Source organism: Hydrotalea flava (genome assembly GCF_001623405.1).
In the GTDB taxonomy this organism is placed as follows: domain Bacteria; phylum Bacteroidota; class Bacteroidia; order Chitinophagales; family Chitinophagaceae; genus Hydrotalea; species Hydrotalea flava.
Genome location: NZ_LUHG01000100.1, coordinates 187398 through 208748 on the forward strand (window position 1 = coordinate 187398; position 21351 = coordinate 208748).

Here is a 21351-nt window from a genome sequence, read left to right on the forward strand (position 1 = left end):
TGTTATTGTTTAAATATGAAAAGGCACTCTTTGCAAACACATTTCTAAAGATAAGGCAATAATGGCTGCCGACAAAAACAGCAAATAATCCCTGCGACTTACCTTCATAATACTTACCAGTATAAAAGCAATGATAAGAATGATTAGTACAATGATTAATTGGCCTACTTCTAAGCCACAATTAAAGGCAAATAATTGCCAGATGATCCGCTGGTCTTTCCCCAATAAACTCTTTAAATAATTACTAAAACCCAACCCATGAATTAATCCAAAAAATAATGCAAAAAAATAAATAACCGAAAACTTTGATTTGAACACAAATTTTTTCACAAATAAATTACTAATGGCTGTAATTAAAATGGTAACAGGAATTAAAAACTCAATCCATCGTGTTGAAAAATGCACTACATTCAAAACACTTAAAGCAAGGGTAATAGAATGGCCAATGGTAAATGCGGTTACTAAAATTAAAATTTTTTTCCAATCTGCAAATTGATATCGGGTGCATAAAGCTGCAATAAACAAAATATGGTCTAATGCAGTGATATTGGCAATATGTTCACGCCCTAATGTAAAATACAAATTAAAATCGCTCATGGCGTTCAATATAATACCGACATTTGTAACCACCAAAAAATTAAGATAAATGGTTGCTTTACTGTATAAATGGATATGGATTACCTACATTACTGCCATGCACCCGTTTTATGTTTCGGTTATTGATTTGCATCACAATGCAAAAGAAAAAATGGTGGAAGTAAGTATTAGAATTTTTACGGATGATCTGGAGCAGGTTTTAAAAAAACATTTTAATAAAAATGTAGATTTAACGCTTCCGGCCAATAAAGCGGAAGTAGATAATATGATACAACAATATATATCGCAGAAAATGAATGTTACCATTAATAATGCAAGGGTTCATTTAAAATATATTGGTTACGAAATTCAAAAAGAAAGTGTGTGGAGTTACTTTGAGATAGACAATATTCCATCCATCAAAAAAATGGATATAACATCAACGCTATTGTATGATTACCAGCCAACACAAGTAAATATTTTTCATGTAAACTGCAATGGTGAAGATAAAAGTTACAAGTTAGATAACCCGCAAAACGCTGTAAGTTTTATTTTTTAACCGTTTTTTTGAGGGGTGGTGTTAAATCCACAATGGCATAGTGTTGCAATTCTTCCGGCCTGGTTTCCGGATTAAGAAAGTCAAAACTCAATTGTGTTACATGAAAATTATCGCCCCGGTGCAACACTTTGGCATAGGGAAATTTCTTTTCAATTATAGCAACACTATCAGCATTGGTTACAGCAACTTCGCCTTCTTTTAATCCATTTATGGTGGTGTCAGGAAAAATATATTGTCCATAAAAATAAAATGGATAGCCCGGATGTATGCCTGCAACAATCACTTTCGACTTGTCAATATGTTTGGCGTTGATAAACCCGGCCGCAGTATTGCCCATTTGGTATTGCAATAAAGCAGGATAGAATGCAGTATTTAAAAACACATTGATGCCGATAATGGTAAAGAATGCAATAACAGGTAACCGGTGAAAATGTAATTTTTTAGAATAAAAAAGCGAGTACATTAATAATAAACATAATGCAGATAATGTTGCTACAAATTTGGGTATATCTGAAAAAGGAAATGCCATTAATACAATTAATGCCATCCAAAGCGCAGTAAAAATAAGAAGGTGTAATAAAACCAGTATTCGCCGTAAATGCCTCCATTTATGTTCAAAAAACAAAGCATATAAAAACTTTGCAGTTACAATTGCTGCGAAAGGGAATGCTACAAAAATATAGTGTGGCAATTGTGCCTGGCTTCTGGCTAACACGCAATAGGTAATAATGAAGCCACCGGTGGTAATCCACTCCTGTTGTTCAGTAAGTTTACCTTTTTGTTTTATTACTGTTTTTATTTCTAAAAACAGTCCAACCAGAAAAAAAATAATCCATGGCAAAAAGCTCCACAACATATTTTGCAGTAAAAAGGTAAACTGATTCATTTCTCGGTTGGCATTCTCGCCGGTATAACGGCCAAAACTTTGCGTCCAGTAATAAAACCTCAATCCTGATGTGATATAATTTCCGCCTACCATTTTACCGGGATGCATATCAAACTGTTGGTACAATCCTATACTCATTGGCAATAATAGTATTGTTATGATTAGTAGGCCCGAAATGTATTCCCAACGATAGAACTGCTTCCATTCCCTACGTAAAATAAAATGGGGCAGAAATGCAAAAACCGGTACAAATAATGCTATAGGCCCTTTTGTAAGCATACCACCAGCAATAGCTATAAAGCCCAACACAAAATGAATATACTTTTTGTTTGTATACCATTCTGCCAATTGCCAGATACTGAAAATAACCCAACCCATTAACATGGTATCGGCTCTTACATCATGATTCATGAGGAAGAGTGCCTGACTGGCTGCCAGCACCATAGCACTCAGCATGGCTATTTCTTTCTTATAATAAAGCAATGCCAGCCGGTAAGTAGCATAAATAGCTACAATAGAAAATAAAACAGATGGTAAGCGATAAGCCCAATCATGAACACCGAAAATATACATACTTAATCCGGATAGCCAGAAAAGCATGGGTGGTTTATCTAAATAATCGTGGCCTAAATCATATACTTGCAGATAGCTTTTGCGGGCAAACATTTCTCGGGAAATGGATGCATATTGCGCCGCATCAATATCCATTAGCGGAATTAAAAACATTCCCAATATATAAGTAAAGATGCATAAACCTATTACAAATAATACAACATTTTTTTTCAACATACCTGCTGCCTTAATCCACCATTACAAATAAATCATTTGGTTGCAAAATACAGTTAAATAGTTACAGAAATATCAAAATAAAACACAAATATCACTGTATTGCTCCATTTTATTTCAGTAAAAATAGCAAGCATTATGCCGTAATGCTTGGGTTACTGATTTTTTTTGCAATGACAATTAAACGGGGCGATTGCTTCAGGTGAAATGGCTCCAGTGCATAATTCCCAAAAACTTCCTGAATTTGCAAATGTTGGTAGGCCATCATTTCAGTAAAATCACCCAATGTAAACTTTGCAACTTTTTCGGTAAATAAATGCTTTAAGGTAATATTGCCTTTGCCTTTTTCAGTTACCTAAATTTGTTTGTAAAAATGTTCTGGATCCTGCCAAAGTGTAATATAAAAAACGAGGTGATTGATTTCAATTTGTTCTATTTTTTTAAATAACTTTCTACATACTGAACATTCATATAATCTAAAACAAAAACACCATTCGGTTTTAGGCTTTGAGCAATGGTACGGATAGCATTATTATGTTCTCTCAACGTTCTAAAAAAACCAAAACTGGTAAAAAAATTAAATGCAAAATCAAAATAATTTACATAAAAGGGCAGCCGCATATCATGCACAAAAAAATGTAACCTGTCATTTTCAAATTGCTTAGCTTCTACTATATTTTCTGGTGCCAAAGCAATGCCGGTTACATCAAATCCTTTTTCGGCAAATATTTTACTATGACGCCCTTTTCCGCAGGCAACATCTAAAATAGTAGATGAAATAGCCGATTTTAAATATTGCAGCAAATGAATAATCCATTCATTGGCCTCATCTTCATTTCTGTTTTGATATATTAAATGATAATATGGCGAATTAAACCAGTCTTTATACCAATTTCTTAAAGGCATCCAATAATTGCTATTAATGAAGCTGCGAAATTACAAATAGAAAGTTGGTAATGATGTAAAACAAATGTTTGTAAACAATAAGGCCACTATAATTAAATTAATGAAAAAAATATGAATCAATTACTTAAATTTGCATTCCCCCTGCAGAGAAAATAACCGAATAAAATATGGCATTAATCAAAAGTATTTCAGGCATTCGTGGCACCATCGGTGGCAAATCGGAAGAGAATCTTAGCCCTTTAGATGTTGTAAAATTTACTGCAGCATTTGGTACATGGCTATTGCAACAAAATCATTCAAATAAAAAAGTAGTAATTGGCCGCGATGGAAGAATTAGCGGTGCAATGGTTCAGGAATTGGCTATGGCTACACTCATGGCATTGGGTATAGATGTTGTAGATGCAGGTTTAAGCACTACCCCTACCATTGAAATGGCGATTCAGTTTGAAAACGCAGCCGGTGGAATGATCATCAGCGCCAGCCACAATCCCAAAGAGTGGAATGCTTTAAAACTATTCAATCATCAAGGTGAATTTATTTCGGCAAACGATGGTGCTATTGTTTTATCCATTGCAGAAAAAAATGAATTTGTATTTGCACAGGTAGATAAATTAGGTAATAAAACCATTCATACAAACTTTATAGCACAGCATATACAAGCAATTATTGATTATCCATTAGTAGATGTAGCTGCTATTAAAAAAAGAAAATTTAAAATAGTAATTGATGCCATTAACAGTACCGGCGCTATTGCAGTGCCCGCTTTATTACAGGCTTTAGGTATTAAAGAAGCCGATATTATAGTATTAAATAAAGAAGTGAACGGAAAATTTGCACATAATCCAGAGCCATTACCACAACATTTGCAGGAATTATGTAATGCAGTAAACAAACACAAGGCTGATATTGGTATAGCAGTAGATCCTGATGTAGATAGACTTTCATTTGTATGTGAAGATGGCAGTTTATTTGGCGAAGAATATACATTGGTAGCCATTGCAGATTATGTATTAAAGAACAGGAAAGGCAATACCGTTAGCAACATGTCGAGCACCAAAGCATTGAAAGATGTTACATTAAAACATGGTGGCATGTACTACCCTTCTGCTGTTGGCGAGGTAAATGTAGTTACAAAAATGAAAGCAGTAAATGCCGTAATTGGGGGTGAAGGCAATGGCGGCGTAATAGTGCCCGATTTGCATTATGGCCGCGATGCTTTAATTGGCATTGCTTTATTTTTAACTTATTTGGCTAAAGAAAAGAAAAGTGTAAAACAATTACGCAATATTTATCCCGACTATTTTATCAGTAAAAATAAAATTGAGCTTGAAAAAGGATTTGATATTAAAAAAATATTTGAACAGATTACAAAGAAATATAAAGAATATCCCATCAATACAGAAGATGGTTTAAAAATTGAATTTGAAAATGACTGGGTGCACCTTAGAACCAGCAATACAGAACCCATTATTCGCATTTATGCGGAAAGCAACTTTAAAACTACTGCCGATAATATTGCCAAAAGAATGATGCAGGACATCCGTGAAGTAATGTAATACAACTTCAAATGCTTGTAAAAGCTCTTATCAACACTGTGATAAGAGGTTTTTTTGTAAGAAACTGTACAGTATATACCTTTACTGTTTAACTGAACAACGATTACCCGATGAGTAAAAGAATTTATTTAGATAATGCAGCCACTACCCCTATTGATCCCGAGGTTTTAGCGGCAATGATGCCTTATTTAACTGAACATTTTGGAAATCCCTCTTCAATATACAGCTATGGCAGAGAAACACGCATGGCAATAGAAAATGCCCGAAAATTGGTAGCAAAAATTTTAAATGCCCATCCTGCAGAAATATTTTTTACAAGCGGGGGTACTGAAAGCAGCAACACTGCTATTAATGCCGCAGTATACGATTTAGGATGTACACATATTATTACATCGCCTATTGAACACCATGCTACTTTGCATACTGTTGAAAAATTACACCATCAACATAAAATAAAACTGAGCTATGTAAATATTCTGGAAAACGGCCATGTTGATTTGCAACACTTAGAGCAAATTTTAACCAGTTCAACCGAAAAATGTTTAGTTACGCTGATGCATGCCAACAATGAAATTGGAAATATCACCAATATTGCATGGATAGGAAATATTTGCAAAAAATACAATGCAATATTTCATAGTGATACCGTGCAAACCGTTGGTCATTTTCCATTTAATTTAAGAGAATTACCCGTTCATTTTATTACCGGCGCGGCTCATAAATTTCATGGGCCCAAAGGGGTTGGTTTACTTTACATTAATGAAAATATAAAAATAAACCCCTTTATACAAGGTGGTGCACAAGAAAGAAATATGCGTGCAGGAACTGAAAATGTGTATGGTATTGTAGGGTTTGCAAAAGCATTGGAAATTGCTACGGAAAATTATCCAACCCAAAGTAAATACATCAGAGGGCTAAAGCAGTATATGATGCAGCAGCTACAACAGCATATCAAGGGCATCAGTTTTAATGGTGATACTTCTGATGAAAGTCTGTACACCGTTTTAAATGTAAGCTTTCCGAAAACTGAAAAAAGTGAGATGCTGTTATTTAATTTAGATATTCATCACATCTGTGCCAGTGGTGGCAGCGCCTGCACCAGCGGCACCGATCAGGGAAGCCATGTTATCAGGGCATTTAATAATAATCCAAATAAAGTCGCCGTTCGGTTTTCTTTTAGCCGGCACAACTCAAAAGAAGAGATTGATGAAGTGATTCAACAATTACAACAATTTATATAATTGAACTTCAATAAAATACCGGCCTCCACATACAGAAGCCGGATTTTTATTTTTCAATATTTTAATATATTATGATATGTATCAGCAATAATATCTTTGAAATTTACTGCATTTTAATGGCCAATTGCTTTCTTAGCAAACCATGATAAAACATTAATAATACCGGTAAAAATAACAGTGTTGCCATTAATGAATTTTTATAAAAAGGCAAACCATCTGCCATACACATCCATAATCCGGTGGCGTTCATAGGCCGGTTATAGCCTCCATGTGTAACCCAAACAGTACAATTAGAAAGCAGAAAATAAATTGTGGGTCCTACCAATGCGCCCAAAACAAGGGTAGCATATTTTTTGCCTTTCAACATCCAACCTGCCAATACCAAAACACTTAAAAACAAATAATTCAGCAATTGATAACTATAAAAACCAGGAAAAGGAAACTGTCCGGTTACATACAAAAGCTGAATCATGATATCACTGCCCAATAAAGCGAATAATGGAAAAATAAAAGTGAAATGTTTTTGATGCACCATCATACCAGATACAAGGGCAACAGCCATAATTGGCGAAAAGCCGCTCCATTGAATATTATTGGCAAAAATAATTTTGCAGAATACTGTTAACAATAAAACAATTCCTGCATAAATCATATTCTTTTTTGAAAATTGCATATTGCTGATTTAAAGGTTCATATAAAATAGCATAAAAAACAGGCAATCAGCTCCAGCATACACACAGTTGATAATTTTGCCCATTCAACAAAAACAAAAATAAGCAATTTGAAGGTTTTATACGCTTTTTAACTATAAAATTGATACTCCTAAATAGGAACAAATGCTTTAAACAATAATACCCTGCCACTACTGGATATGGAATATTCTGTATTGGGAATTATGAAACAGGCTTCGCCCTGTTTAATTACTTTATTTTTTCCATTGGTGCTGCTGATAATAAAACCACCTTCTACCGCAATAATAATTTCGGGAGAGGCTGCATAAGCTGTGTATTGATTGGCTCCTTCCCATTCTATTTTATGAATGCCAAAATCAGGCACCGGGCATGGATAATTGAATTCAAGTACGTTTCTTTCAATTTGCTTTCCAGTTAAAATTTCCGGTATAACGGGTTGAAAAATGGTATGCTTCAATAATTCCGGCACATCTATATGTTTAGGTGTTAAACCTGCCCGCAAAACATTATCGCTATTGGCCATTAGTTCTACATTTTGCCCCTCTAAATAAGCATGTGGAATACCTGCTTTTTGGAATATTCCCTCCCCTTTTTTTAATTGTACGATATTAAAAAAGTAGATAGAAAAAATGCCACGGTCAATATTTTCAATTGCTTCTTTTCCTTCATATAATTTAGCTACCCACCAACCCGGATCGTTTTTGGTAAGAAGGCCTTCTGCTTTTTTATGCAGTTCTTTTCGAACCAATGTATTTAACTTATTATTAATGTCTGTTTGTTCCATTTCCATCACTAACTGATATAATGCTTTGTAGCCCTGCTTTTTAAACAGGGGCAATAAAACGCTTAACTCAAATGTATTGGCCAAAACAGATTCGATTGCTGCAGCACTTTTAAAGCCATGCAACAACCAAAATGTTTCGCTGAGTGCAACCATCACTTCAGGCTTGTGGTTTTTGTCTTTATAATTCCGATGCGGCGCATGAATGGGAATGCCTGCCTGTTCTTCTGATTCAAATCCTTTGATAGCATTTTCTTTTGTAGGATGCACCTGAATGGAAAGCATTTCTCTTACATCCAAAACTTTCAATAAATAGGGTAACTCGCCAAATTTAGCCTGAATGGCCGGGGTTAACACTCTGTTTGGATCCTGTTGTATGAATTGTAACAAACTAACCGATGCGCCATCATCCAAAATAATTTCTGCAGCGGCACTGGGATGTGCACCCAGCCAATATTCGGCATAGGGTTCACCATTGGTATTTTCAATTCCGAGCAGTTTCGGAATATATGTATAGCCGCCCCAGGCATAATGCTGAATTTTACCTTTTAATTTATAAATATTATCTTGCATTTGTTCGTTTTTTTCTTTGAAAGAAGCAGAAGCCGATTTTACACTTTTGCATCCTAAAATATTTTTCAATTAACGCTGTTTCATCAAATGCTAATCTATGCTTTCCATCTGTTTATAAAAATAATTTTATTCACATGAGCCATCAAAAAGAAATAGGAAATCTTGGAGAAAATTTAGCAATCAGGTATATTCTTGAAAATGGTTTTCAGTTATTGTATCAAAACTGGAGGTATAAATATTGGGAAGTAGATATCATTGCTTTAAAAAATAATACCATTCACTTTATAGAGGTAAAAACCAGGCAACAATCGCCTTTTGGGTTTCCGGAAGATAGTATTCAGCAACCAAAAATGGATGCTCTGAAAAAGGCTGCCTCGGCATTTATGGAACAACATCCACAATGGGAACAGCTTCAGTTCGATGTAATTGCCATTACCCTTCAGCAACAGCAGGTGATTGAAATTTATTGGATAGAAGATGTGTTTTTTTAAGTTCAATTGAAAGCATCACTTCTTTTAAATTTAAACTTTGGGGCAATTTTTCTTAAATTTAAGAAATACATTCACTTTCTTTAAATTTTAAAAAGGAACGATAAGTCTTAAACAAGCAAACATCAGGAGGGCAACTGCTCCATCATTTTTTCAACCATTTTATAAGTAGCCGGACAATAAGCAACATTTTGTTGATGTACATGAATATATTGTACCACCGGCTTTTTGGCCAAATGCGGAAAACCGGCACAACTTTGTGGACGTACAGGATATATACTGCACTTATTATCTTTTAAATTTAAAAACTGGCAGGGTTGTTTGTTATTCACCCAATCTTTGTCTTTTTTATCAAAATGCAACCAATAATCTTTCATTTCTGCAACGCTTATATTTAAATAAGCAGCAATTCGCTTCATGTCGGCAGTTGTAAAAGTAGGTGTCATTGTTTTACAACAATTGGCACAGCTAAGGCAATCAATTTCATTCCACACAGCTTTATCTAACATTACCACCAATTTATTTAAAGATGTGGGTGCCTTTTTTTCTATTTTACCTAAATATTTTTTAAAAGCAGATTTATGATAACGAACTTTTTGTTTAAATGAACGGAGATTAACAGGTTGCATAAATGTGAAATAAATTGTTTTAAAAGTATTAACGGTAAAAATATTGTGGATTGAGCAATTGCTGAAATAAATATTACAAGATTGATGGAATTGACCCTGCTTAAAAAGTCACTACTATCTCCACTTTACTGCTTCATCTTCTAAAAATGATATCAAATACTAAACAGGTAAAAAATATTGTATTTTTATGGGTTATAACCTGCCATGATGCAACAATGAAATGTTATGTGGGAAGCATATAAAAAAGGATTTAAAACCTATTTACAATTAGAGCGCTCATTAAGTGAACATTCGGTTGAGGCGTATTTGCGTGATGTTGATAAATTAACTCAATACATTCAATTACAATCAACACCTAAAACCCCGGCCGACATTCAATTAAATGACCTGCAACATTTTTTGGAATGGATTGGCAATTTAGGAATGCTGGCCACATCGCAGGCCAGAATTATTTCAGGCATTAAACAATTTTATAAATACTGCTTAACTGAACAAATTGTAATTACAGATCCTTCCACACTTTTAGAGGCACCTAAAACAAAAAGAAGTTTACCTGATGTACTCAGCTTTGAAGAAATTGAAAGCATTATTGCTCAAATTGACTTAAGTACACCAGAGGGTACCCGCAATAAAGCTATAATAGAAACCATGTATAGTTGCGGATTAAGAGTAAGTGAAGTAATTAATTTAACCATCAGCCATATTTATTTTGATGTTGAATTTATACGTGTTACCGGAAAAGGCAATAAAGAACGCCTTGTGCCTATTGGTGCACCTGCTTTACGGTACATTCAATTATATATGGAAACCATCCGCAAACACCTTCCCATTCAAAAAGGTTTTGAAGATGTTTTATTTTTAAACAGAAGAGGCAAGAGCCTAAGTAGAATCATGATTTTTTATATTATAAAAGATCTGGTTTTAAAAGCAGGAATTCAAAAAAATATTTCACCTCATACTTTCCGCCATTCTTTTGCCACACATTTAATTGAAGGAGGAGCCGATTTAAGGGCCATTCAGGAAATGCTGGGGCATGAAAGCATTACCACAACAGAAATATATACCCACTTAGATCGTAATTTTTTAAGAACCACTTTACAGGCTTTTCATCCTGCCTTTAAAAATTAACAACAAAAGCTGGTATATTCAACAAACGTTTAATAGGTTTGCAGCACATTAAACACTGTTATATGAAAAAAATATTGTTTGCAGCCCTTGCTTTACTGACTGTACAATTTGGTTTTAGCCAAATAAAAGTACCCGCAGCAAGCCCTACAGAAACCATTATCCAGGATTTTGGTATGGGCAGATTAGAATTAACGTACTCAAGACCCAATTTAAGAGGTAGAAGTGTTTTTAAAGAAAACAGTGAATTAGCACCATTGGGGAAAGTTTGGCGTACAGGTGCCAATGCTTCTACCAAATTAAAAGTAACCGACGAAATTGATTTGGCCGGTAACAAATTGGATTCAGGTACCTACGCCATTTTTACCATCCCGGGTAAAAAAAAATGGACCATTATCATCAATAAAGACTCAAAGAATTGGGGAACAGATTATGCGCAGGCCGATGATATATTCCGGTTTATGGTTCCTGCAGAAAACATGAAAGAAACGATGGAAACTTTTACCATGCAATTTACCAACATACAACCCGAAAGTTGTGAGCTGCATTTAATGTGGGGTAATGTGGCAGTAAAAGTGCCCATTATTACGCATATTGTAAGCCGGCTGAATGCACAGTTTGAGCAGGCGCTGCAAGCAGATAATGTTAACCCCAATCTCTATTTTGCAGCAGCTAATTTTTATTACGATATAGCCAAAGATTACAATAAAGCTTTAACCAACGTTACCAAAGCAACTGAAAATAATCCTACAGCCTATTATATGTTTTTATTAAAAGCAAAAGTTGAAAAAGCCATTGGCGATAAAGCCAGTGCTAAAGCTGATGCTGAAAAATGCATGCAATTGGCCACCAAAGCCAAAAATGATGATTATGTGCGTGGTGCCAATATGTTGTTGAAATCATTATAATTAAGGTTAATGCATTATTAAGCGTTCATTTACCCATAAAAAAGCTGCTGTCACTTATTTGAAACAGCAGCTTTTATTTTTTTAAGCTATAGGAAAACTTAATGCACTTCTGCCATATCAGGAATAGCATCTACTTTATAAGCACCTGCATCTAACTTAGCTTTGGTTTCGCTAAATGCTTGTAAAGTTTCCTGAATATCTGCATCGGTATGCGCAGCAGTAGGTATTAACCGGTAAATGATGTGTCCTTTAGGAATAACAGGATACACCACAATAGAACAGAAAATGTGATAGTTTTCACGTAAGTCCATTACCATTGCAGTTGCCTCTTCTACCCCACCTTTCATGTAAACGGGAGTAACTACTGAATCGGTATTCCCAATATCAAAACCTCTTTCTTTTAATCCCTTTTGCAATTGAATGGCATTACTCCACAATTTTGCCTTCATTTCAGGCATATTTCTTAACATTTCCAAACGCTTCAAATTACCAATTACAATAGGCATTGGTACACTTTTGGCAAAAATTTGAGAACGGATATTATAGCGGATATAATCTATAATTGCTTTAGGCCCTGCCATAAAAGCACCAATAGAAGCCATTGATTTGGCAAAAGTTGAAAAATATAAATCAATTGCATCCTGACAACCCTGTTCTTCTCCCGCACCGGCTCCAGTTTTACCCAAGGTACCAAAACCGTGGGCATCATCTACCAGCAATCTAAACTCAAATTGTTTTTTAAGTGCAGCAATTTCTTTTAATTTTCCCTGATCGCCGGCCATTCCAAATACACCTTCTGTAATTACTAAAATACCGCCGGCATTTTGCTTTTCAATTAAAGCAGTAGCCCTCACCAATTGCTTCACTAAATCTTCAATATCATTGTGTTTGTAAACATAACGGTGGCCGGTATGTAAACGCAAACCATCAATAATACAGGCATGGCTTTCTGCATCATACACAATTACATCATGTCTGCTGCAAAGCGCATCAATTGCACTCATAATACCCTGATACCCATAATTCATTAAAATGGCATCTTCTTTCTGCTCAAACGCTGCTAATTCTTTCTCTAACTGTTCATGGTAATTGCTGTTACCACTCATCATTCTTGCGCCCATTGGTGCAGCCAGTCCAAATTGTTTGGCAGCTTCAGCATCAGTTTTTCTGATTTCAGGATGATTGGCTAAACCTAAGTAATTATTCAGGCTCCAAACAATCATTTCTTTACCACGAAATTGCATTCTATTGCTTATTTCTCCATCTAATTTAGGAAATGCAAAATAACCATGTGCTCTTTCCCGATGCTGGCCAAGAGGGCCATAATGTTTTACTAATCTTTCAAAAATGTCTGCCATGCCTAATTTTTATTTTAAATGAGGAATGCTTCAGGAGGTTGCCAACAAAGCAATATTGATTGATTGGTTGGTAAACAAAAACCCAACATATTTGCTACAACACTGAAATATATTCGGCTGCAAAATTAATAAATTGGTAAGATGAAGGAATAAAAAAGATTTTTTAATTACCATATGCACCGATTTATACAATAAATTAATAGCTGCAAAAAATCAGGCAACTTATCTTTAACACCTTAAATATGGAAAAAATGAATAGAAAAAGTTTATTAATTGCTCTGGGATTTATGGTGTTATCCATTCCGCAGTTGCAAGCACAGCCAAAGATGAACAATACGCAAACGGCAACTATTGCAAGGCCAAAATTAGTAGTAGGAATTATTGTAGACCAAATGCGGTGGGATTATTTGTACCGTTTTTATAATGTATATGAGCCCAATGGCGGTTTTAAAAGATTGTTGCATCAGGGATTTTCCTGTGATAATACTTTAATGCCTTATGTGCCAACGGTTACGGCGGTGGGCCATACTTGTGTGTATACCGGCAGTGTACCTGCTTTAACAGGCATTACGGGCAATAACTGGTTTGATAACAACACTTTAAAAAACGTGTATTGTACTGATGACGCCAGTGTTGCTACGGTTGGCAGCATTACCAAAGCAGCCGGTGAAATGAGCCCACGCAATTTATGGGTTACTACCATAACCGATGAATTACGCCTCGCTTCTAATTTTAAAAGTAAAACAATTGGTATTTCCATTAAAGACAGAGGAGCCATTTTGCCTGCAGGACATGCCGCCAATGCAGCTTACTGGTACGATTACCAAACAGGCAATTTTATAACCAGTACCTATTACATGAATCAATTACCTGAATGGTTAACCAATTTTAATAATAAAAAATGGGTAAATACTTATTATGAAAAAAAATGGTCGCCCATTTTACCGCAATCAACCTATCAGCAACTGTGTGATGTTGATGAAAACAGTTATGAAGGCAAGCCTTTTGGAAAAGATGAGAAAAGATTGCCGTATGATTTGTCAAAATTCAAAGGAAAAGATTACAGCAAAATTGCCAGTACACCTTATGCCAATGATTTGTTAGAAAACTTAGCCGAAACCACCATTGCCAACGAGCAAATGGGGAAAGGCAATGAAACAGATTTTTTGGCAGTAAGTTTTTCAAGCACCGATTATATTGGCCATACATTTGGACCCAATAGCTGGGAATTATTAGATACCTACGCCCGTTTAGATAAAACATTGGGTAAATTATTGGATTATTTAGATAAAACCGTTGGTAAAAATCAATACACTCTGTTTTTAACTGCCGACCATGCCGGTGCACAAATTCCTGAATTTTTAACCAAACACAATATTCCCGGCGGCAGGGCTGATGATCGTGATTTAATGAAAGAATTGAATCAACATTTAGCAGCACAATTTCACCAACCCAATTTAATTCATGCTATTTGGGAATTTGATGTTTATTTAAATCATGGTTTAATAGATTCACTGCAACTGAATCAGGCTGCTATTGAAAAAAGTATTGCACAATATTTACAAACAGATAACCGAGTGTTAACTGTTGTAAACAAAATCACTGCTGCAACTGCTTCATTACCTGTCAGTATCAGAGAAATGATTGTAAATGGATATACACCCAAAAGAAGTGGCGATTTACAGATAGTGATGAAATCCGGCGTTATAGATGCAGGAAAAACCGGTATGAGCCATGGCGTTTCTTATACTTATGATACCCATATTCCTTTGTTATGGTTTGGATGGGGCATACAAAAAGGCCATACCAACAAAACTACCTACATGACTGATATTTCAGCAACTGTAGCCGCCTTATTAAAAATTCAAATGCCTAGTGGTTGCATCGGAAAACCCATTACAGAAGTTTACCAATAAACTCACTTCACATTACTAAAAAAGCAGTGCTTCCAAAACGGAACACTGCTTTTTAATTTTTAGGATGTTTTTGTTTGAGCCAAACTTTATTTTGTCAGTTTAGCCTGAAGGTTTTGATTTAATGCTTCTAAAAACGCTTCTGTATATAAATAATGCTCACCGTGATTTACTTTATTGCCATAAATGCAAACAGCCAAATCTTTCGTCATTTTTCCACTCTCAACAGTTTCAACACAAACGGTTTCCAAAGCATGGCAGAAATGAATCAATGCCTCATTATTATCTAATTTACCGCGAAATTCCAGGCCTCTTGTCCAGGCAAAAATAGAAGCAATGGGATTGGTAGAAGTTGGATTCCCTTTTTGATATTCACGATAGTGGCGGGTAACCGTACCATGTGCAGCTTCTGCTTCCATTACAGTACCATCCGGTGTAATTAAAGTAGAGGTCATTAAGCCCAATGAACCAAAACCCTGGGCAACGGTATCGCTTTGGACATCGCCATCATAATTTTTACAAGCCCAAACAAAGTTGCCATTCCATTTTAAAGCAGAAGCCACCATATCATCAATTAAGCGATGTTCGTAAGTAATGCCGGCTGCATCATATTTGGCTTTAAATTCATTTTGATAAATTTCTTCAAAAATATCTTTGAAACGGCCATCGTATTTTTTCAGGATGGTGTTTTTAGTAGATAGATAAAGGGGCCATTTTTTGCTCAATGCCTGATTAAAGCAGGCACGTGCAAAACCTTTAATGCTTTCATCGGTATTATACATAGCCAGAGCAACACCATCCCCTTTAAAATTATATACTTCAAATTCCTGAACAGAACCATCATCACCTTCAAACTTAATGGTTAGTTTTCCTTTCCCTTTGGTTACAAAATCGGTAGCGCGGTATTGATCGCCAAAAGCATGGCGGCCAATGCAAATAGGGGCAGTCCAGTTAGGTACCAATCGTGGTACATTTTTGCAAACAATGGGTTCACGAAATACAGTTCCATCTAAAATATTGCGGATGGTACCATTGGGGCTTTTCCACATTTGTTTTAAGTTGAATTCTTTTACACGAGCTTCATCAGGTGTAATAGTAGCGCATTTAATACCAACACCTGCTTTTTTGATGGCATTGGCAGCATCAATGGTTACCTGATCATTGGTGGCATCGCGGTGTTCAATACCCAAATCAAAATATTGAATATCAACATCTATATAAGGCAGAATCAGTTTGTCTTTAATATATTTCCAGATAATTCGTGTCATTTCATCGCCATCCAGTTCTACTACCGGATTTGTTACTTTAATTTTTTGTTCCATATTGCTAATTTTTGTTTTTAAAGGGATACAAAAGTAGGGTTTTTGCTATTTTGAATAGAAAAGATGAAAGCATTAGGTAATAAAATCATCAACAGCACATCTGTTATGAAAAAAGCTTACATGTATATATTTAAACTAAACATTCACAACCAACACGGGAATATGCACATGGTGCCTGACCGATTCAATAGTTTCGCCAAATAAATAATCTTTAATACCCCGGTGTTGGTGTGCCCCCATTACCAATAAATTAGCTTTGTTTTTTTCAACAATACGCACAATTTCTTTTTTTCGGTTACGATAACCCAGCTCATATATTGCCTCATAGCCCAATTGTTGTAATTGCATGGCATAATTTTTAAGCCGGTCTTTATCTTTCCGGGTTTCATCATCATCACTTTCTTTTCCTAAAAAAAGAGCCGATACACTTTCCACCACATGTATTAAAATAAAAACAGAAGCTTTATTACCCTGTGCCAAGGCATAAGCAATTAATTTTTCATCTTTAGCAGTAAAATCTAAAGCAATGGCAATTCTATTATTTTCTTCTAAACGCAAAGCATGTAATTGAGGGGTTTCACCATGTAATTTAATACTCTTACGCATCTTGCGTTGAATGGCAAGGGGTAAGAATGTGGTCGTTAAAAACAACCACGATAAAAAAACTGCTCCTATACCAACAAGTATTTTCCATATATAATTTCCCGGTTCCTGATATAAAACAGCTACTTCTTCTATCACCATTTTTACATTCAAATAAATTAATATAATGGCTACTAACCATGATAATAATTTAATGGGCAATGAAATGGTAAATTTGCCCATGGTTTCCTTATCGCTCACAAAATGTATGAGCGGAATCATGGCAAACCCTAATTGCACGCTCAGTATTACCTGACTTAAAATAAGTAAGGCGTCTATCCTGTCATCACCATAAATTAAAATCGTAATTACAGCGGGAATAATAGCCAAAAGCCTTGTAATTAATCTGCGTAACCATGGATTAATGCGGAGGCTGATGTAACCCTCCATCACAATTTGCCCGGCATAAGTGCCGGTAATGGTAGAGCTTTGGCCGGCAGCAATTAAGGCAATGGCAAATAACAAAGGGGCCAGTTTAGAACCCAGCAATGGTTCTAATAAACGATGTGCATCTTCAATTTTTGCTACACCTGTATTACCGGTGGTAAAAAAAACAGAAGCAGCCAAAACCAAAATAGCAGCATTTACAAAAAATGCGGCATTCAACGCAATAGCACTATCAATATTATTGTAACGGATGGCTCTTTTAATACCCTCATCATCTGTTTTTATTTTTCGCGTTTGTACTAATGCGGAGTGCAGATATAAATTATGCGGCATTACCGTAGCACCTATTATTCCTACAGCAATATATAATGCTTCTTTATTTAAATGATGGGGCACAAAACCATACATTACCTGATTTAAAACGGGATGCGCCAGAATAATTTCAATTAAGAAGGATACGCCAATAATGGCTACTAATGCTATAATAAAGGCTTCTAATTTGCGAATACCAAAATTTTGTAACCAAAGTAATAGCAGCGTATCCAACACTGTTAATGAAACACCCCATATTAAAGGCAATCCGGTCAATAAATTAATACCCAATGCCATACCCAGCACTTCGGCTAAATCGCAGGCAGCAATGGCAATTTCAGCAAGAATATATAAACAAAAATTTACAAATTTAGGATATATTTCTCTGTTGGCCTGGGCCAAATCTCTTCTTCTTACAATTCCTAATCGAGCACTTAAACTTTGCAATAACAAAGCCATTAAATTACTCATTAATAATACCCATATAAGGCTGTAACCAAATTGAGCGCCACCCTGCAAATCGGTAGCCCAGTTTCCGGGATCCATATAACCTACACTCACCAAATAGGCAGGCCCAATATAAGCCAGTATTCTGCGCCAGCCTTTTCTGGGTTGCAGTGTATCTACACTTTCGTGTACTTCGCTTAAAGAATGTTCGTTACGTTGCACCAATCTATCCATAAATATTACTTACAAAAATAATGGTTAATCTTCCTTAAACTATAAAACTTACCACAGATGTATTACTTTAGTGCCTGAAATAAACGCCATGAAAAGTATTCAACAGCTTATTACGTTTATACTCATCTTCATTTTTTTAGTCGGCTGCCAAACACATTCTGGCGACTTAAGTGGTACAAAACCAGTTAGCAGCAACGATTTTTTTGCTGCCTTCCCTCCCATTGGGTTGCCCATTACCATTGTCGATACCAACATCAATTCATTTGCCGACACTACTGTAATAGGTATAAAAGCCATGTCTCAGTTTATACCCGATAGTATTTTAAATCATTTCCATCTCAATAAAAAAGCCATTATACATCCCGTAGGAAGTATTCAGAAATTAAAAGAGAAATACCTTTTGGCTAACTTCAGCTATAAAAATAATACCATACTTGGGGTATTTGTGTTTAACGAAAAGAATGAATTTCTGGCTGCAAAAAATTTGGTTCAATCAAAACAAAATGATGGTTATGTACACAGTGTATATATTAATAAAGAACCTACTTTTTTAATTAGCCGGGAAAAATACAGTGCTGATAAAAAGTTGTTATATACCCGTACAGGCTGGGTGTATAACAGCGGAAATGCCTTTATGGTAGCTATGAATGATGGCAATGAAGATGAATTAAAAAACAATACCATCATTAATCCTATTGATACTTTGCCCGAAAAAAATAAACACAGTGGCAATTATGCAAAAAACTCAAAAAATTTTATTGCAATAAGGGATGGTAAAACCCCCAAATTATATCATTTTTTTATTCACTTTGAAAACAAAGATAATTGTAACGGCGAATTAAAGGGAATGATGAAAATGGTGGGTGAAGATAAAGCCGTATATAAAGAAATTGGGGAACCCTGCAGTATAGAATTTACATTTAAAAACAACGAAATTACTTTTAAAGAAAATGGCAAATGCGGCAATAAACGCGGCATACAATGCTATTTTGATGATACCTATCCTAAACAAAAATCACATAAGATCATTAAGAAAAAAAGAACCTGAAATTTTCTATTCATTGGGTAGGGCACTTGTTTCAATCGATTGCGGTTTATAAAATTTAAACTTTTATGTGCTATAATTGAAGCTTTTAACATAGTTTCACTTTTTAGGTCTAATTAATGTGTAAAAAATACATTTTAAATAAAACCCTTTATATTGCAAGCCCAATTCAAATAACCAATCAAGAAAAAGTAATTTATGAACTTCCGAAGTTATCATGTGCCATATGTTGTAAGCGAACAATACAATAAAAGAGCAGCCTATTTTTCAATGGAATTTGCGATTCATCAGCCACTTAAAATATATAGTGGCGGCTTAGGATTTTTAGCAGGTTCGCACTTGCGAAGTGCTTATGAATTAAGACAGAATATGATAGGTATTGGAATTTTGTGGAAATATGGCTATTACGACCAAACCAGAAATCAGGATCAAACCCTGCAACCCACCTGGATGGAAAAAATATATTCATTTTTAGAAGATACGGGCATTAAATTTCAAATTATTATACATGATCATCCGGTATGGGTAAAGGCCATGTATTTGAATCCTGAAACTTTTAAATCAGCACCTCTGTTTTTATTAACTACCGACTTGCCGGAAAATGATTATGTATCGCAAACCATTTCACACCGGTTGTACGATGCCAATGTATCTACCAAAATTGCCCAATTTATGCTATTGGGTATAGGCGGGGCCAAATTAATGGATGAACTTGGATTTAATCCGGATGTATATCATTTAAATGAAGCACATGGTGTATCGGCTGCTTTTTATTTAATGAATAAATTTAAAAGTGTTGAAAAAGTAAAAGAACATCTGGTATTTACTACCCATACACCAGAGGAAGCAGGCAATGAAAAACACGATATTTATCTCTGTCAGAAAATGAGTTATTTCTGTGGTATTAGCATTGATGAAGTAAGACGTTTAACCGGTATTACAGATGATTTATTCAACCATTCATTAGCAGCCCTGCGTTTTGCACGTAAAGCCAATGGCGTTAGCCGGCTGCACGGTGAAGTAAGCAGAAAAATGTGGAGTCATTACATCGGCATTTGTGAGATTATTCACATTACCAATGCACAAAACTGGCGTTACTGGGCAGATAAACAGTTGTACAAAGCCATGGAAGAGGGCAATGATCTTGCTTTTGATGACAGAAAAAACTATTTGAAGAAAAGAGCATTTGAAATTGTAGCTGACCAGACCGGTAAATTATTTGACCCTAATGTATTAACCATTGTTTGGGCCAGAAGATTTGCAGGGTATAAACGTGCCGACTTTCTTACACAGGATTTAGAAAGATTTGAAAAACTGATCAATAGCTCTGACCAGCCGGTACAAATTATTTGGGCCGGGAAACCTTATCCGGTTGATTATCCTGCCATCAGCCAATTTAATAATTTGGTGCATTTAAGTAAAAATTATAAAAATGTAGCTGTATTAATTGGATATGAACTTACATTAAGCAAAAGGTTAAAACAGGCGGCAGATGTTTGGTTAAACAACCCCCGTGTGCCCAGAGAAGCATCCGGCACCAGTGGCATGACGGCAGCTATGAATGGAGCAGTTAATTTTTCAACAGATGATGGCTGGATTCCGGAATTTGTAAATCATGGCAATAATGGTTTTGTAGTGCCCAAGGCAGATTATGAAAACTTAAGTATACACGATCAGGACAATTATGACCTGAATAAGATGTATGAAATTTTAGAACAACAAATTGTGCCACTTTATTATAAAAATTTTGAAACCTGGCGCCAAATTATGAAAAATGGAATGCGTGATGTGCGTTTTCAATTTGATAGCAATAGAATGGCACATGAGTATTACGAGTTAATGTACAAATAATTTATATTTATAATAAAAATAAAAATCTGCTGTTCCTATCAATACAGCAGGTTTTTTTGGATGGAACCAGCGGTTTTGTTTTAAACCCACAAGCACGAACAGTTCATCACTTAAATAAACAAAAAAAGCTCCTT

General features: G+C 35.3%; 18 protein-coding genes. 9 read left to right on the forward strand and 9 right to left on the reverse strand.

Going from position 1 to position 21351, the window contains the following annotated elements; all coding sequences use genetic code 11:
• Nucleotides 1-9 precede the first annotated feature (9 nt).
• Nucleotides 10-597, reverse strand: coding sequence for a HupE/UreJ family protein (locus A0F92_RS12920; protein WP_068246849.1), 588 nt, complete (start codon nt 595-597; stop codon nt 10-12).
• Nucleotides 598-646: 49 nt separating this feature from the next.
• On the opposite strand from A0F92_RS12920, the gene A0F92_RS12925 reads away from it, so the two are divergent.
• A complete protein-coding gene (locus tag A0F92_RS12925; RefSeq protein WP_068246852.1) occupies nt 647-1135 on the forward strand; it encodes a DUF6702 family protein in 489 nt (162 codons plus the stop codon).
• Here the strand turns inward: A0F92_RS12925 and A0F92_RS12930 are convergent.
• Nucleotides 1125-2810: a glycosyltransferase family 39 protein gene (locus tag A0F92_RS12930; RefSeq protein ID WP_068246854.1), complete on the reverse strand. Its 1686-nt coding sequence runs from the start codon at nt 2808-2810 to the stop codon at nt 1125-1127. The genes A0F92_RS12925 and A0F92_RS12930 overlap by 11 nt on opposite strands.
• A 429-nt stretch (nt 2811-3239) precedes the next feature.
• Nucleotides 3240-3713 (reverse strand): class I SAM-dependent methyltransferase, encoded by a 474-nt coding sequence (locus tag A0F92_RS15890; protein ID WP_253810452.1) that lies wholly within the window; start codon nt 3711-3713, stop codon nt 3240-3242.
• Nucleotides 3714-3880: 167 nt separating this feature from the next.
• Here A0F92_RS15890 and glmM point away from each other — a divergent pair, with 167 nt between their 5' ends.
• Both glmM and A0F92_RS12945 read left to right on the forward strand, forming a co-directional pair.
• A complete protein-coding gene (glmM, locus tag A0F92_RS12940) occupies nt 3881-5269 on the forward strand; it encodes a phosphoglucosamine mutase (RefSeq protein WP_068246856.1) in 1389 nt (462 codons plus the stop codon).
• Nucleotides 5270-5379: 110 nt separating this feature from the next.
• On the forward strand, nt 5380-6510 hold the full coding sequence (locus A0F92_RS12945) for a cysteine desulfurase family protein (RefSeq protein ID WP_068246860.1): 1131 nt from the start codon (nt 5380-5382) through the stop codon (nt 6508-6510).
• A 103-nt stretch (nt 6511-6613) separates the two neighbouring features.
• Here A0F92_RS12945 and A0F92_RS12950 read toward each other — a convergent pair whose 3' ends face one another.
• Nucleotides 6614-7183 carry a DUF6580 family putative transport protein gene (locus A0F92_RS12950; RefSeq protein WP_068246863.1) on the reverse strand — a complete coding sequence of 190 codons (570 nt, stop codon included), beginning with the start codon at nt 7181-7183 and terminating at the stop codon, nt 6614-6616.
• Nucleotides 7184-7332: 149 nt separating this feature from the next.
• Nucleotides 7333-8625 (reverse strand): mannose-6-phosphate isomerase, class I, encoded by a 1293-nt coding sequence (gene manA / locus A0F92_RS12955; RefSeq protein WP_253810454.1) that lies wholly within the window; start codon nt 8623-8625, stop codon nt 7333-7335.
• A gap of 65 nt (nt 8626-8690) precedes the next feature.
• On the opposite strand from manA, the gene A0F92_RS12960 reads away from it, so the two are divergent.
• On the forward strand, nt 8691-9047 hold the full coding sequence (locus tag A0F92_RS12960; protein ID WP_068246866.1) for a YraN family protein: 357 nt from the start codon (nt 8691-8693) through the stop codon (nt 9045-9047).
• Nucleotides 9048-9169: 122 nt separating this feature from the next.
• On the opposite strand, the gene A0F92_RS12965 is transcribed toward A0F92_RS12960, so the two are convergent.
• Nucleotides 9170-9673 (reverse strand): YkgJ family cysteine cluster protein, encoded by a 504-nt coding sequence (locus A0F92_RS12965; protein ID WP_068246869.1) that lies wholly within the window; start codon nt 9671-9673, stop codon nt 9170-9172.
• A gap of 225 nt (nt 9674-9898) precedes the next feature.
• Between A0F92_RS12965 and xerD the strand changes: the two genes are divergently transcribed.
• Together xerD and A0F92_RS12975 are read left to right on the forward strand one after the other, a co-directional pair.
• The gene (gene xerD, locus A0F92_RS12970) at nt 9899-10801 is read left to right on the forward strand and encodes a site-specific tyrosine recombinase XerD (protein WP_068246873.1); all 903 of its coding nucleotides are present in this window, start codon (nt 9899-9901) and stop codon (nt 10799-10801) included.
• Nucleotides 10802-10863: 62 nt separating this feature from the next.
• On the forward strand, nt 10864-11706 hold the full coding sequence (locus tag A0F92_RS12975) for a DUF2911 domain-containing protein (protein WP_068246877.1): 843 nt from the start codon (nt 10864-10866) through the stop codon (nt 11704-11706).
• A 98-nt stretch (nt 11707-11804) separates the two neighbouring features.
• On the opposite strand, the gene A0F92_RS12980 is transcribed toward A0F92_RS12975, so the two are convergent.
• Entirely contained in the window at nt 11805-13064 is a 1260-nt protein-coding gene (locus tag A0F92_RS12980; RefSeq protein ID WP_068246880.1) for an aminotransferase class I/II-fold pyridoxal phosphate-dependent enzyme, read from the reverse strand.
• 251 nt (nt 13065-13315) lie between these two features.
• Between A0F92_RS12980 and pafA the strand changes: the two genes are divergently transcribed.
• On the forward strand, nt 13316-14980 hold the full coding sequence (pafA, locus tag A0F92_RS12985) for an alkaline phosphatase PafA (protein ID WP_068247134.1): 1665 nt from the start codon (nt 13316-13318) through the stop codon (nt 14978-14980).
• An 86-nt stretch (nt 14981-15066) separates the two neighbouring features.
• Here pafA and A0F92_RS12990 read toward each other — a convergent pair whose 3' ends face one another.
• Together A0F92_RS12990 and A0F92_RS12995 are read right to left on the reverse strand one after the other, a co-directional pair.
• Nucleotides 15067-16299 carry an NADP-dependent isocitrate dehydrogenase gene (locus A0F92_RS12990; RefSeq protein ID WP_068246883.1) on the reverse strand — a complete coding sequence of 411 codons (1233 nt, stop codon included), beginning with the start codon at nt 16297-16299 and terminating at the stop codon, nt 15067-15069.
• A 135-nt stretch (nt 16300-16434) separates the two neighbouring features.
• A complete protein-coding gene (locus tag A0F92_RS12995; protein ID WP_068246887.1) occupies nt 16435-18321 on the reverse strand; it encodes an Nramp family divalent metal transporter in 1887 nt (628 codons plus the stop codon).
• An 88-nt stretch (nt 18322-18409) separates the two neighbouring features.
• Here A0F92_RS12995 and A0F92_RS13000 point away from each other — a divergent pair, with 88 nt between their 5' ends.
• Together A0F92_RS13000 and glgP are read left to right on the forward strand one after the other, a co-directional pair.
• Entirely contained in the window at nt 18410-19369 is a 960-nt protein-coding gene (locus tag A0F92_RS13000; protein WP_068246890.1) for a hypothetical protein, read from the forward strand.
• 195 nt (nt 19370-19564) lie between these two features.
• Nucleotides 19565-21217, forward strand: coding sequence for an alpha-glucan family phosphorylase (gene glgP / locus A0F92_RS13005; protein ID WP_068246893.1), 1653 nt, complete (start codon nt 19565-19567; stop codon nt 21215-21217).
• Nucleotides 21218-21351: the final 134 nt, after the last annotated feature.